The organism is Cryobacterium lyxosi (assembly GCF_004403345.1).
In the GTDB taxonomy this organism is placed as follows: Bacteria; Actinomycetota; Actinomycetes; order Actinomycetales; family Microbacteriaceae; genus Cryobacterium; species Cryobacterium lyxosi.
This window is the reverse complement of sequence record NZ_SOGT01000012.1, coordinates 1-12,520: the sequence shown is the minus strand read 5'-3', so window position 1 is coordinate 12,520 and position 12,520 is coordinate 1. Positions and strand designations below refer to the sequence as shown.

The window sequence follows — 12,520 nt, the reverse complement described above, 5'->3', positions numbered from 1 at the left end:
TTGCAGCCTCCCGTATGGGGAACGTCTTGAGGTACTGGGTTTGGAACGGCCTAGGTGAAGTTGCCCGTTCAATGGGAATCAGTGAGCAGCTGATACATGAAATGGTCTTGCCACCGGCCCGCAATCTTCAGGTATTCGGGTGCAATACCGTAGCGCACGAAGCCCACACGTTCGAGGATTCGTTGGGAGCGCGCGTTGGGGATCAGCGTCTCGGCCTGAATCCTGTGCAGACCCAATTCTTTGAATGCCACCGCGGTCATTGCTCGAACTGCGTCGGTGGCATAGCCACGTCCATTGCTTTCTTGAGCGACCCAGTAGCCCAGGTTGCAGGACTGAAAAGCTCCGTATGTGATCCCACTGAACGTGATCCGACCTACAACCTGTGAAGCTTCGTCGAGAATCACGTGTGGCATAGCCTCGCCTCGGCTGTGCCGAGCGAGCGCGTTATCAACTTCCGCCTGCTGACCTGCAACCGTGAAGTAGGGGTCCGCGCGGACTGGATCCCATGGAGCTAAGAAAAGCCGGCTGGATAGCTGAAGCTCGACAAGGCGCTCCACATCGTTGACGGATATGAGTCGAGTAATAGCAGGCATTCGAGAATGCTCCCACATGCGAGGCAAATCATCCGCGTCCGCAAGGGGGACGTTGAACGACACAGATTTAGGGCCACAGCACCCGTCGGCCGATTTCGCCGACGCTGTGTCACAGAGGAACCGCAAGTGGGACGGATTCAGCTCATCCTTGCCCTGGAACCGCGCGCTATAGACGCGGTGCGAGATTCACGATGACTAGTTCATCGTCTGTTGTGGTTGCCCGACTAATGCAGGTCCCATCGGGTGCCCACACTGCGGAGCCGCCAGCAGAGCGTTGACCAAGAGGGTGACCTCCAGTGTTTGCCGCGAGTGAATACATTCTGTGGTCGACAGCGCGAGCGGCCATCCGAACATCCAGTTTTCGTTGTTCACCGTCGGTGTAAAGAACGGATGCCGCATACAGGTCGGCCCCGTTCTCGGCCGCGGTAATGGCGTGCGACGGCCATGCGGTATCAACACACACAGCCAACGCCACACGCCATGCGTCGATGCTCATCATTGTCGGCCCGGTGCCAGATTCGAAGTAGTTAATTTCGTCGCCGTGCAAGTGCGTTTTGGGGGCAACACCGATGGCGCGGTCTGGCCCGATTGCCAAGGATGCCAGATAGCGTCTCCCTGCCATCAGTACCGGTGCTCCGACGACCGCCGTGACGTTCAGTTGGGCACAAATATCCTGCAGCGCATCCAGGCGGTCATCCTCTGGAGAAAACCATCGATCGGAGTGAGCCAGTTGAGGCAGGTCGTAACCGGTCAACGACAACTCAGGAAAAACGATCAGCCGAACATTGCGCTCGCTCGCTGAATGGATTACCCGCAGAGTCTTCGAGATGTTCTCCCCGATCATTCCAACAGCGGAATTCATTTGCGCTGCGGCAACGATGAGCGAATTCATGGGCGGCACTGCTGAAATTTTGCTCACCGTTGAGCATTACATGACTTTCTCCCCACTCAAGCCATGCAACGACTATTGTCAGAGCCAGAAAAACCCATCGTTGCGACGACCAGTTGAATCCGCCGAACCCTCAAAGGGACGCTGCTGTCGAAAATGAACGAGCAGTTGGCGGCCATCGCGGGCGGTCACGTTGGCCGTCCGCGATCAGATTGGCTATGGAAATGCCTGGCTGCAATAGTCAGGAGATGATCCAACGCACTCTTCAGACCAAACGGTTGACTCTTGTTCTCCTGGGAGAGGAACCCCTCGAATTCGAGGTCACCCTGGACGCACATCCCGACGTCATGCGTTACCTCGGTACTGGCGAGCCGCGGGAGCGATTGGAAGTTGAGGAACACCATCAATTTCGTATCGACGAAGCGCGAAACGGTCTCGGTTTCTGGGCGGGTTTTGTTGGTGCAGACTTCGTCGGTTGGTGGCTCCTCACGCTGGAGGACGATGATGAGCGAGGACAAGCAGAACTGGGGTATCGGTTGTTACCGGATTTCTGGCGCCAAGGATTGAGCGTGGCGTCGTGAACTGTCAGTGAGTCTTGGAGACGGCGCTCGGCAACGAGAAGCGGGTGTGGTCCGGGCTCTCGCCCCGACCATACCCGCTGACCGTCTTCTAGGTCAGAAGCCGCTGACGTTGAGCCGTCCGCCGGTGACCGTCTTGCCGCTGAGGGAGGCCGTCGGGACGACCGAGCTCAGGATCGCGCTCTTGATCTGCGCCGCTGTCGCACCGGGGTGCGTGGAGGCGTAAAGGGCGGCCGCGCCCGTGACGTGTGGCGTGGCCATTGAGGTGCCGTTGTAGGACGAGTAGGTGTTGAAGGCGGTCGTCGACCAGACACCGACTCCGGGGGCGCCGAGGTCGACGGTCTTGGCGCCGTACTGGCTGAAGGACGCCAGCGCCCCATTGCGGTCGATGGCGGCGACTGCGATAACGTTGGCGACGTCGTAGTTGGACGGGTAGGACGCCGTCGTGTCGTTGTTCGTGCCGCTGTTGCCGGCGGCCGCGACGAACAGGATGTTCGCGGCGTTGGCGCGCGTGATGGCGTCGAGCAGGGTCTGGGAGAAGGCGCCGCCGCCCCAGCTGTTGTTGGTCGCCACGATGTTCAGGCCGTGGCGGGTCTTGAGGTCGGTGAAGTAGTCGACCGACTTGACCGCGTCGGCCAGGGATCCGCCCTGGCGGCCGAGGAACTTGCCGCTGATCAAGGTCACGTCCCAGTTCATGCCGGCTACGCCTTGCCCGTTGTTGGCCTTGGCGCCGATGGTCCCGGACACGTGCGTGCCGTGGTTGTCGAGCGAGCCTCTGGAGCCACCGTCATAGATGGTGTTGTCGCTGTTGGCGAAGTCCCAGCCGTTGACGTCGTCGACGTAGCCGTTGCCGTCGTTGTCCACGCCGTCCGCTGCGGTCTCGTAGGGGTTGGTCCAGACCTGCCCGGAGAGCTCGGGGTGGGTGTACTGGATGCCCTCGTCGATGATCCCGACGTAGACGCTCTTCGACCCCGTGTGGCCGGCGGTCCAGGCCTCGGCGGCCTGGCTGCCGTAGGCGTTGGCGGGGGTCGAGGCGTCGCCGTACATGCCCCAGAGGTCCTGGGAGGTATTGGTGCTGGTGAAGATGGGGTCGGTGGCGGTGGCCTGGTGGGTCAGGACGTAGTTCGGCTCGGCGTAGGCGACGGCGGGGTCACTCTTCAGCTGCGCGATCGCCTGGTTCAGGTTCTTGCCCTGCGGCAGACGGACGAGCTCGACCTCGGTGCGGTCGGCGGCCGCGGCGACGATCCGTTCGGCGAAGTGGGCCGAGGCTTGCCCGCGGGCACGCTCGCGCTGGTCGGCGGAGGCGCCGGCCACGTAGCCGACGACGAGCTCGCCGGGGACTGCGGCAGCAGCGGTACCGTTGGCTTGTGGGGCGGGAGCGGCCGAAGCGGGCGTGCTAAGGGCCAGTCCGGTCATGCCGATCAAGATCGCCGACGAGGCAGCCGCTGCGGTGAAGAGCTTGAGACGCATCTGTTCCGAAAATCTTTTGAGCATGAAAAATCCTTTTCCTTGCGGGTAGTGGATTGCCAAGTAGTCACCAATGACTTTGCCCATATTGAGCGTTCAACACAGGTGCAATTGAAAGGTATGACTTGCCGCAGATGATCACACGTCGGCTCATGAGGGGACTGCGCTTCGCGGGCTGCTGTGATATGGCCCAATGTTCAGCCTTGGGGGTCAGTGGCACCGCCCTCTACTTCCTGCCGCGCCTCCACGCGATGCCCGAGCCCAGCCTCGCCGTCCTATCCGCCCTGGGCAGCGCGCCACCCAGATGCGACTTCCCCGACCCGGTGAACCCTTGGAAGACGACGTTCTGCTGCCGGCCCACGAAGGGCAGGTGCCGAGCAGGGCCAGGAGCTGCCGGTTCAGGGTCGCACTCGTCGAGCAAGTCGATGCGGCGCAGGTCAGCGTTCGGGTAACGCAGCCCCGCCCGCCGGATCAGACCCGCGACCATGGAGTCCGTGAACGACGAGTAGACGTCATCCACCGCCAACCGGACGCGGTCCTCGAACGGCAACCCGATGCTGAGCGTCTCGCCCTGGGCGTCAATCGCCTCCAGTAGCTCGCCGGCGTTCATCTCGCGGAGGTTCCGTTGGTCTCCCCCTTCCAGCCGGCTCATCACTTCCCGCCCGGGTAGGAGGCGCTGCCCGTTTCTACCGCCAGCGGACAGAGCTGTTTCGCCGAACACAGCGGCAGCCTGGGGTGAGGAATCTACCTCTGAGCCGCGTCGGCGCACGGAAGGAAGTAGCAGCCGGTGTTCGGCGCCCGTGATCAGAGTCACAACGGATTGATCAACCATGGCCCAAGATTAGACGGCATCGTAGACGCGGAGGCATCCCGCGAACTGGTCCGCGGAGAAACGGCTAAAGGGTCTTCAAAACCCGTAGCTACAGGCTCGCGCTCATTTCGAGAAGTCGGGCGCGATCGCGTTGGTAGAGTGCGGCGTGTTCGATGAAGTCATTGCGACCTGTGTCGGCAGCACGTTGATCCGTGAAAATGGCCAGATCCTCCATTCGATCCGCTGCCGTACGGAGGACGGCGGCCTGGTCGAAGTCATATCCGTAGGAACGAATGAGTGCATCGAGCGGACCGGGGCGAGCATCCTCTCCTGGAACGTCATGGTCTGTGTACTCGCCGAGCGGTACGAGCCGATATGCGAGGTAAGCGAGATCCCAAATCCGAGGCCCCGGAGAAGCTATGTCGACGTCGATAAGTCCCGTGATGTGCCCGTCTTGGAAGACCATGTTGTAGGGAGCGACGTCGTTCAGGCACACCACCTCGATTGGCTCGTGCGCCGGCAGCTGCCACGTGGCGGCCCGGTGTGCGAGTCGTGCGTCGGCGTCATGTACCCGTCGGAGCAAAGATCCAGCCTCGTGCAGGATCGTCGGCGACCAGATCCAGCTTGGGGTTGGGTAGTTGCCGACGATTCCAGGGAGGTAGGAGAGCACTTCGCGGCCCTGCTCGTCTAGGCCGAAGGGCTCGGGTACTTCCGTCACTCCCGCCGCGCGGAGTGTAATCAGGAGTTGATGCACCGCGAGAGTCCATAGTCCTGCTGGGCGGTGAACCGTGTCGCCTACCCGCACGATCGTGCTCGAGTTTCCCCCGGCTTACACCTCTTCATCCATCCTTCCAACCTAAAGGCTTTAAGCGGAACCCACTACGGGACGCTGATGCTCGCCGGTCGATTTAGGCGTGGCACGACTGCACAAACCGGCACAGCCACCACTGGCCACGTCGGTGCGGTCAGTCTCGCCACTCAGCGCCGAGGTGGCGGGCGAAAAATTTCGCAGTGTACGGGCGCCGCTTGCTGATGCCTTGCATTGCCCGGTATATTGCTATGCATGGGTATAGCCGAAGATAAAGTCCTCACGAACCTCCGTAAGGGTGTCTTAGAATTCTGCCTGCTCGCGCTGCTGCGCGACGGCGAATGGTATGGCCTGGACATCGCCCGGCGCCTCAGTGAGCAAGGACTCCTCGCCGGCGAAGGAACCGTCTACCCGCTCTTATCCAGACTGCGCCGATCGGGCTTGGTCACGACGGAGTGGAGCGAATCCGACGTCGGTCGCCCTCGACGGTATTACACGCTCACCGATCTCGGCCGCGAAAATTTGCGGGCCTTTTCGGCGGTGTGGGGTCCGTTTCGACACACGGTTGACACCATTTTGGAGACAAAGCCATGAACTTGAACACCAACCCACCTTCGACACAAGAGACCCGCTACCTGGCGCAGCTCGCCGCAGAACTGACGAGTGTGCCCAAGCAATATCGTGCCGACGTCCTCGACGGCATCCAAACTCACATCCACGACGCTCTCGAACGTGCGGACTCGGACCTAGGCACGATCCTTCACCAGCTCGGCACGCCGTCCATCGTGGCAGCCCAGGCAATGCAAGACCTGGTCGAGGAGTCGGATCTTGCCGGACCTCCACTGGTCTCACACCGCAATCGAAGACTGCAGATATGGGCCTTCGCCCTCGCCCTGCTCGTGGTCCTTATGGAGATCTTTCTGTCACCTCCGCACCTGACTGTGAAGATCCTGCCGTCCTTCTTTCCTCCGCTGGCACTCACGCTCATCCCGCTCCTCACGAGGGGGCCAAACCGGCACCGGGTATCAGCTATCTGCACTGTCTTACTGACGATATTTCTGCTCACCGCACTGATCTTAAGTTTCACATTGAGCGCCTTCGCGTACCCCGTAACGCTCCTCCTCATCCCGACGCAGACGATGGTCTTCATTTACATCCCGATGCTCGCATTGGCAGTGATCCCACTCATCGGTCGCCGCCAGTAGTGTGCGGGCGTCGAACGTCATCCTGCAGGACGCCCGGCTCCATTCCCGCGAGGGGAACTTTCTACGGTACGTAGGGTTTCTAAGTCGCACGTCTTCCCTCTTTCCTCATTGGGAACTCGTAGGGCGATCAGTCCAGGTCGGGTCATCTCGCCAAGCCACCCTTGAGCGCAGTCCTTTGCGATGGGAGATTCCCGGCCGTCGTGTAGGTGACGGGCGAGAGATTCTCGCCGAGCCGAGCCGAGAGCGCCCCTTTGTTGAGAGAGCGTCGATATCGAATCCGGGCAAAAAAATAGTACTCATCAGGCTCGAAATTTCGGAAGCAGTTACCAGCTAGCGTTGAATTATGTATTCATACAACTTCTACGGCGTCGCCGCAATGGCCGGAATAGTCGCAGCGTATATCCTCTGCTTCGTGCTTTTGGCTTTGCTTGGGCGATTGATACTCGTTGCAACCCAAGCACTCCGCGCTTATACCCTGGCCAAGAATCTGCAGTTGGATCTGCTACTCGAGGACACAAATGACGAAGACCTAAAAAAGCAGGCCATCTAAAGAAGACCACCGCGGTGGCCACGTTCCGTCCCGTACACGGGGCCGGCTTACAAAACAGAATACGTAACACGCCGAGGGTCGGCGAAGTCATTGATGTTTTCCGTCGACGGGGTCGCGGGGTTTGTTCCAGGTGTAGTCGCCATTCCGGTTGATGTGCTCCCAACATCCCTTTCAGTTCACGGGGACTGGACCACGCGACTAGCCGACTTGCGCCCGTACCGCGAGCGGAACGCTCACCGGGACGAACGCTGGTGACAACTGTGGGACGATGATCGCGTCAGCGTAGTGCTCAATCGCACCGCCATAGAGTGGGCGCCCTCTTCTCGCCACGCATTAGTTAGCTGATCGATCTCGGCTCTGCTGGGGTCCCTTCGGTTGATCAGTTGCGTGCATATTGGCAGCGCACCCAAGCACAGCGCGGCAGAGGTGCTCCCTGCCGGCAAGGGTGGGTTGACCTGCGCGCCCCGTATGCTTGCATCCGTGATCGCCGCCATCGCCTTCGTCACTCTGATTGGACTGCTGGTTCTCTTCCAGCTTTCCCTCGCCTTCGGTGCGCCGTGGGGACGATTCGCGTGGGGCGGGCAGCATCCCGGCGTGCTGCCGCTCGGGTATCGGATCGCCTCCGGCGTCTCCATCCTGATCTACGGGTTCATCGCCCTGCTCGCCCTCGACCGGGCGGGTGTCGCTGACGTGTTTCCGAACGAGTTCTCGCAAGTGGGGATCTGGGTGGTCTTTGGATACCTCACCCTCGGCGTGATGATGAATGCGATCTCCCGGTCCAAACCGGAGCGGTATGCGATGACACCGGTCGCCCTCGCGCTCGCGATCCTCGCGCTGCTGATCGCGTTGAGCGGCCCCGCCGAGGAATCGTTCGCCGGCATGGTGCTCGATGACGGAGACGGACCGGTGTTCTGCACGACGATCATGGAGTCCTACCCGCCCCAATGCGGCGCCGACTCGCCTGCTATTACCGGATGGGATTGGGCCGCGGTCGAGCACGAGCAGTCGCAATCGATCCACTGGGGCGAGTACCGATTCAGGGGCGAGCGCGGGGGCAACACCATCTCCGTCAGCGGTTCGACATCGCCGCTGCACTGACACGGCGGAGGGAAGGAAGCAACGCACCCATGAGGTGTAGCTGTCTTCGGTACGAACTCTGCGTCGGCCTGATCATCCACGCGGTCTGATGCCCGCAAGCCGGACCCTGAGCGGTACCTTCAGGCGTATCGCGTGCGACATTGCTGTCTGCGCGGGAGTAAGTGCAAAGGTCTGCTCAGTTCAGGAAACGGTGGTTGGCACCATGTCGTGTACCGCGATATTCGAGTGTGTTGTTTCCGTCAGATCGATGGCGTAGGTACCGATGAGCGCGATGGCCGCGGGATCGATGACGCCACAAGCTGGCGAGGTGTTTTCACTGTTCATGCTCTTAGCTAAACAGCCCGGACCAGGCTCTGTCGTCAGCCTATGGGTTAGAACCACTCATCCTTTGGGAGGAATTCGCAGCAATTGGCCGTTCACGCCACACAGCGGGTTCTAGCGTTGAAGTATGCATCCTGCTTCTGGTAATCGTCGTTGGCTCGTCGAGCCTCTAATTGGCATCGTTCTCGTGTTGATCTGGGCTGTCGGGTTCAGCACACGCTTGGTGAGCTTCGTCCCGGTGCGCGGAGAAATGATCTCGTCTACCACTCCATACGCGTTCGCGCTCGTGGTCGGCTTCGCGGCCGCCATCGCGCTCTCCCGCGTTGCAATCGGCACCTCGCTCGTCCTGGTTGGTGTGCTTCTGACGGCGCAGCTGCTCTTTTGGCCTGCTCGGTTCAGCGCGCTCAGTTGGTCGGCGTATCTTATGTTGCTCGTCTTCGCCGCACTCGTCGGGTTCTATGCAGCCGGGTGGATGCGTATGGTTGCGCCGTTCGTCTTGGTTCTCTACGCGGTCGTGGTCTCGGCTCTGCTGGTCCTTCCCCGCTTCAGCGCAACCAGCATCGATGGTTTGATCAACGGAAAGCATCTGTCAACGGTTGCACTGATCCCGGATCTATTCGTTTGTGGCGGCGTGGCCGCGCTGATCACGTTCGGGTTCTGGTACCTCGGGTTTCGGCTCCGCTTGGTGAGCCCCGCGCTGCGGTCAGGCTGGGACGACGCTACCTCGCCGATAATCAGCATCGCCCAACGGGTGCTGCTTCCGCTGCGCCCCGTGCTAGAGCCAGCCATCGCCGTCGCCTTCTATGTGCTCTGGATCATCGCCGAAGCCGGTCGTTCCGGCAGTTCTTCATGGCCATCTTTTCCCTTCACCCTCAGCCTTCTCGCTGCGTCGATCGCCGTCGCCCGAACGTATCCCCGGGTTGCGGTCGCGCTGCCCGGCGTCGTGCTTGCGATTCAACTCTTCGCAATTCCCACCCGGTTCAGTTCGACGACCTGGCCCGTGTACTTCGCCGTTCTCATCACCTGCCTGATCGTGAGTGCGACCGCAGATCGGCGCATCCGCTGGCTGTCTCTGCCGATTGCGTCCGTGTATGTCGTCGTGATTACGACGCTGATGACCGTTCCCACGCTGTCAGACGGCTACGGCTGGACGTCATGGGTCGGCGCTGGAAATTCAGGCGACAACGTCTTCAAAAGCTTCGTCGGTGTCCTCGTGGTCGGTCTCCTCCTCACGGCAGCCGCCTGGTTCATCGGTTTTGGCCTTCGTGCATCGCAGTTGAAACGAGCCGCCGACGCCAAGCTCGGCGCAACCGTCGACGAACTCCGCTCGGCCGAGATCGACTTGATCGTCGCAAGCGAGCGCGACCGCATCGCCCAGGACGTGCACGACATCATGGCGCATTCACTGGCAGTAATCATCGCGCAAGCCGACGGCGCACGTTTCATCGGCCCGCAACGGCCGGATGCGATCAGCGAATCCCTGGAACGAATCGCTGCTTCCGCCCGCACGTCGCTGGCCGAGGTGCGAATGCTGATCGAGTCACTTGTCGAAGATCCGGACGGCCACTCGAATCCCACCCTCGAGAACCTGGACGATCTTGTACAACGGATGCGCGGCGCCGGCCTCACCATCACCGTCAACCGCTTCGGAGACCCCACCCCGCTCACGTCTGGACAGCAACTGGCGGTGTACCGCATCCTTCAGGAGAGCCTGACGAACGCGCTCAAACACGCAGGAGCCCATTCCGCTGCTCGGCTCACGCTCGACTGGCGCGGACCAGGACTTGCCTTGACGGTCGCCTCTACCGGGGAGCCCCGGCAATACCCAGACTCGAACGCGCGCGGGCACGGGCACTGCCGCGGGATCTATGGGATGCGCGAACGCGCACGGCTGGCCGGTGGCTGGCTGACCGCGGACGTGGACGATGAAGCACTGGGGGGCTTCCTGGTCACTGCATTCGTTCCAACGGCGTGCGTTGTCGAAGAGACAACCGAGGCAACGGAAGCCGCACTCCTGGCAGCAGAAGCAGGCTCGCGGTGAGAGCCATCCGAGTTGCGATTGCCGATGACCAGCAACTGTTCTGTTCTGGGATCCAGATGCTCATCGAGTCACAGCCCGACCTAAAGTTCGTCGGTGCCGCCTACGACGGAGAAGCCGCTATCGCCCTCGCTCGCGCGGCGCGCCCCGACGTCATGTTGATGGACATCCGGATGCCGCTGCTCGACGGCATTGAGGCGACGGCGCGCATCCTGGACGCCACCGACAAACCCAACGCACCCGACACGGACACCAGAGAATGCAGCTCCGATGACTGCGCCACCATTCTCGACGCGCAGCCCAAGGTAATCATGCTCACGACGTTCCAACGCGATGAAGCGGTCGTTCGCGCAATCCATGCCGGCGCAGACGGTTTCATTATGAAGGACACCACACCCGAGTTCGTACTCGCTTCGATCCGCACGGTCTACGCCGGGCACTCCGTGATCGCGCCCAGCGACACAGCCGACATCATCCGGGCGCAGACGTCCCAGAAATACAGGGAGCCAACCGCCGAATCAATCTCAGCGCTCTCCGCACGCGAGAAAGAGGTCTTCCTGATCGCAGCGCGCGGCCTCAGCAACGCGGACATCGCCCAAACCGCCTATATCAGCGAGGCGACGGTCAAGAGCCACATACGCAACATTCTGGCAAAACTGTCACTCACGTCACGCGTGCAGATCGTCGCGCACGCCTACGAGAACGGGCTGCTGCGCTGAGTCGCGCCTACTCGAGGCACGGAGAATCCATCGCCTAAGCCTACGACGAGCCTGGGAACGCTGCCCGCAAGCCGGAACCCCGACGGGACGGGCGAATCGTCCGTTCATCGCGCGTGCTGGCGGTTACTTGGGATCGACAATAGCGTCGGCATATTGGTCAACGACGCCGCGATAGACGGGCAGGGTCTTCCCCAACGCCTTGAGGGCGACTCGTAAAGCGTCACCGGGGCGCCCTGCGTCGAAGAGCGACAACGCCAAGAATGCCTCGCCTGAGGCGCCGACTGTAGCGTCGGGTCGAATGCCTTCCAGAATCCTTATCGCTTCGGTGGTCTCACCGACATTGCGAAGTGAGCTGGCCAACTGAATGAGAGCTTGAGATCGACGGACAGGGTCAAGACCTAGGTCCAGCGCACGTCGGTAGAGTGGGATCGCTTCCGCCTCCCGTCCAAGAAAGTCATGCACCGATGCCCACTCGTAGATGGCCGCCGGATCATCGCCGTCCCGCTCTGCGATCAAGAGATGCAGTGAACCGAGGGTGGCTTCTGCGTCGGCGTCACTGGCCTCAAGCCAGAATCCTGTGATGCGTTCTTCCCAGTTGGACATGGCCCATTTTGGCAGATTACAGAGCTGTTTGAGCACTGCCCGAATGGTGAACGGTTTGCGGACGTCAAAGATGTGAGCCGTATACCGATCGGACATCTATTGCTCCGCCATGATCATCCTCTTCGAATTCAAGTCCGATTTTTTCTGCTACTCGTCTCGAAGCAATATTGTCGGGGTGGATGATCGCTTCTAGGTGAGCGGCCTCCAAGACATCTCGCGCGAAGTCCCGGCAAGCCTGTGCAGCCTCGGTTGCATACCCCCGTCCCTGCATCTCTGTCCGGACGTGGTAGCCAACCTCAAGTTCGGGTCGGCCGTTGACGCCCTGCCAAGTCAGGCCGCAGTCACCGGCAAACTCACCTGTCTTCGTCTCGATGACCCAAAGACCGTAGCCGTGTTCGGCGTAGTTGCTCTTGTTCCAGTCGATCCAGGCCTGGGTCTCCTTGCGGCTCTTTAGTCGAGGGTAAAACTCCATCACGTCTGAGTCAGCCAGCATGGCAGACATGACCTCGAGATCATCGTCGGTCATGTTTCGAAAATTCAACCGGTCTGAATGAGGGAAAGCCATAGCTCGAGCTTAAGAGGTCTTCCGTACCCCTAAAGCGATCCGGCGGTTAGTCGCTGGGAGTATCGGCCGGCCCCGTAAGCCGAACCTTGAGCGGGGCATCGGAATTATGCCTCAAGGGGATCCGCAATGTTACTTCAGCTTGCCAGCGATAACAGCGAGCTCATCGACGTCACCATCCTGTTTCGTCCACGAAGGAACTAAGCCGTCGTCGTCGGAGCGAGGGACGAGGTGAAAGTGAACGTGAAGTACTGTCTGCCACCCAGCCGATCGGTTGG

15 protein-coding genes are annotated in these 12,520 nt (G+C 61.0%); 7 read left to right on the top strand and 8 right to left on the bottom strand.

The window, feature by feature from the left end; translation table 11 throughout:
* Positions 1 to 68: 68 nt before the first annotated feature.
* Together E3T27_RS09895 and E3T27_RS09890 are read right to left on the bottom strand one after the other, a co-directional pair.
* Complete coding sequence (locus tag E3T27_RS09895; protein ID WP_134572495.1) at positions 69 to 593, bottom strand: GNAT family N-acetyltransferase; 525 nt, start codon at positions 591 to 593, stop codon at positions 69 to 71.
* A 166-nt stretch (positions 594 to 759) separates the two neighbouring features.
* Positions 760 to 1,485, bottom strand: a complete 726-nt coding sequence (locus tag E3T27_RS09890; RefSeq protein WP_166786171.1) for a carbon-nitrogen hydrolase family protein — start codon at positions 1,483 to 1,485, stop codon at positions 760 to 762.
* 245 nt (positions 1,486 to 1,730) lie between these two features.
* Between E3T27_RS09890 and E3T27_RS09885 the strand changes: the two genes are divergently transcribed.
* The gene (locus tag E3T27_RS09885) at positions 1,731 to 2,063 is read left to right on the top strand and encodes a GNAT family N-acetyltransferase (protein ID WP_206750161.1); all 333 of its coding nucleotides are present in this window, start codon (positions 1,731 to 1,733) and stop codon (positions 2,061 to 2,063) included.
* A gap of 93 nt (positions 2,064 to 2,156) precedes the next feature.
* Here the strand turns inward: E3T27_RS09885 and E3T27_RS09880 are convergent, their stop codons facing one another.
* From E3T27_RS09880 to E3T27_RS09870, 3 genes are all read right to left on the bottom strand, one after another.
* Positions 2,157 to 3,554 carry a S8 family peptidase gene (locus E3T27_RS09880; protein WP_198416517.1) on the bottom strand — a complete coding sequence of 466 codons (1,398 nt, stop codon included), beginning with the start codon at positions 3,552 to 3,554 and terminating at the stop codon, positions 2,157 to 2,159.
* A 199-nt stretch (positions 3,555 to 3,753) separates the two neighbouring features.
* The gene (locus E3T27_RS09875; protein ID WP_134572489.1) at positions 3,754 to 4,359 is read right to left on the bottom strand and encodes a hypothetical protein; all 606 of its coding nucleotides are present in this window, start codon (positions 4,357 to 4,359) and stop codon (positions 3,754 to 3,756) included.
* An 88-nt stretch (positions 4,360 to 4,447) separates the two neighbouring features.
* Positions 4,448 to 5,056, bottom strand: coding sequence for a phosphotransferase (locus E3T27_RS09870; RefSeq protein ID WP_241992208.1), 609 nt, complete (start codon positions 5,054 to 5,056; stop codon positions 4,448 to 4,450).
* 345 nt (positions 5,057 to 5,401) lie between these two features.
* Between E3T27_RS09870 and E3T27_RS09865 the strand changes: the two genes are divergently transcribed.
* The 4 genes from E3T27_RS09865 to E3T27_RS16980 all read left to right on the top strand — a co-directional run bounded on the left by E3T27_RS09865 (position 5,402) and on the right by E3T27_RS16980 (position 7,999).
* Positions 5,402 to 5,740 (top strand): PadR family transcriptional regulator, encoded by a 339-nt coding sequence (locus tag E3T27_RS09865; protein WP_134572487.1) that lies wholly within the window; start codon positions 5,402 to 5,404, stop codon positions 5,738 to 5,740.
* Positions 5,737 to 6,351 (top strand): HAAS signaling domain-containing protein, encoded by a 615-nt coding sequence (locus E3T27_RS09860; RefSeq protein WP_134572485.1) that lies wholly within the window; start codon positions 5,737 to 5,739, stop codon positions 6,349 to 6,351. Before E3T27_RS09865 ends, E3T27_RS09860 begins: the two co-directional genes overlap by 4 nt.
* A 343-nt stretch (positions 6,352 to 6,694) precedes the next feature.
* Positions 6,695 to 6,901, top strand: a complete 207-nt coding sequence (locus tag E3T27_RS09855; protein ID WP_104197129.1) for a hypothetical protein — start codon at positions 6,695 to 6,697, stop codon at positions 6,899 to 6,901.
* A gap of 387 nt (positions 6,902 to 7,288) precedes the next feature.
* Positions 7,289 to 7,999, top strand: a complete 711-nt coding sequence (locus tag E3T27_RS16980) for a hypothetical protein (RefSeq protein ID WP_241992207.1) — start codon at positions 7,289 to 7,291, stop codon at positions 7,997 to 7,999.
* A gap of 180 nt (positions 8,000 to 8,179) precedes the next feature.
* On the opposite strand, the gene E3T27_RS16555 is transcribed toward E3T27_RS16980, so the two are convergent.
* On the bottom strand, positions 8,180 to 8,323 hold the full coding sequence (locus tag E3T27_RS16555) for a hypothetical protein (protein ID WP_166786169.1): 144 nt from the start codon (positions 8,321 to 8,323) through the stop codon (positions 8,180 to 8,182).
* A 124-nt stretch (positions 8,324 to 8,447) separates the two neighbouring features.
* Here E3T27_RS16555 and E3T27_RS09845 point away from each other — a divergent pair, with 124 nt between their 5' ends.
* Positions 8,448 to 10,361, top strand: a complete 1,914-nt coding sequence (locus E3T27_RS09845) for a sensor histidine kinase (protein ID WP_134572483.1) — start codon at positions 8,448 to 8,450, stop codon at positions 10,359 to 10,361.
* Positions 10,362 to 10,417: 56 nt separating this feature from the next.
* Positions 10,418 to 11,077 (top strand): response regulator, encoded by a 660-nt coding sequence (locus E3T27_RS09840; RefSeq protein WP_420898062.1) that lies wholly within the window; start codon positions 10,418 to 10,420, stop codon positions 11,075 to 11,077.
* A gap of 123 nt (positions 11,078 to 11,200) precedes the next feature.
* Here the strand turns inward: E3T27_RS09840 and E3T27_RS09835 are convergent, their stop codons facing one another.
* Together E3T27_RS09835 and E3T27_RS09830 are read right to left on the bottom strand one after the other, a co-directional pair.
* Positions 11,201 to 11,776, bottom strand: coding sequence for a tetratricopeptide repeat protein (locus E3T27_RS09835; RefSeq protein WP_241992206.1), 576 nt, complete (start codon positions 11,774 to 11,776; stop codon positions 11,201 to 11,203).
* The gene (locus tag E3T27_RS09830) at positions 11,745 to 12,245 is read right to left on the bottom strand and encodes a GNAT family N-acetyltransferase (RefSeq protein ID WP_134572480.1); all 501 of its coding nucleotides are present in this window, start codon (positions 12,243 to 12,245) and stop codon (positions 11,745 to 11,747) included. The genes E3T27_RS09835 and E3T27_RS09830 overlap by 32 nt, the downstream gene beginning before the upstream one ends.
* Positions 12,246 to 12,520: the final 275 nt, after the last annotated feature.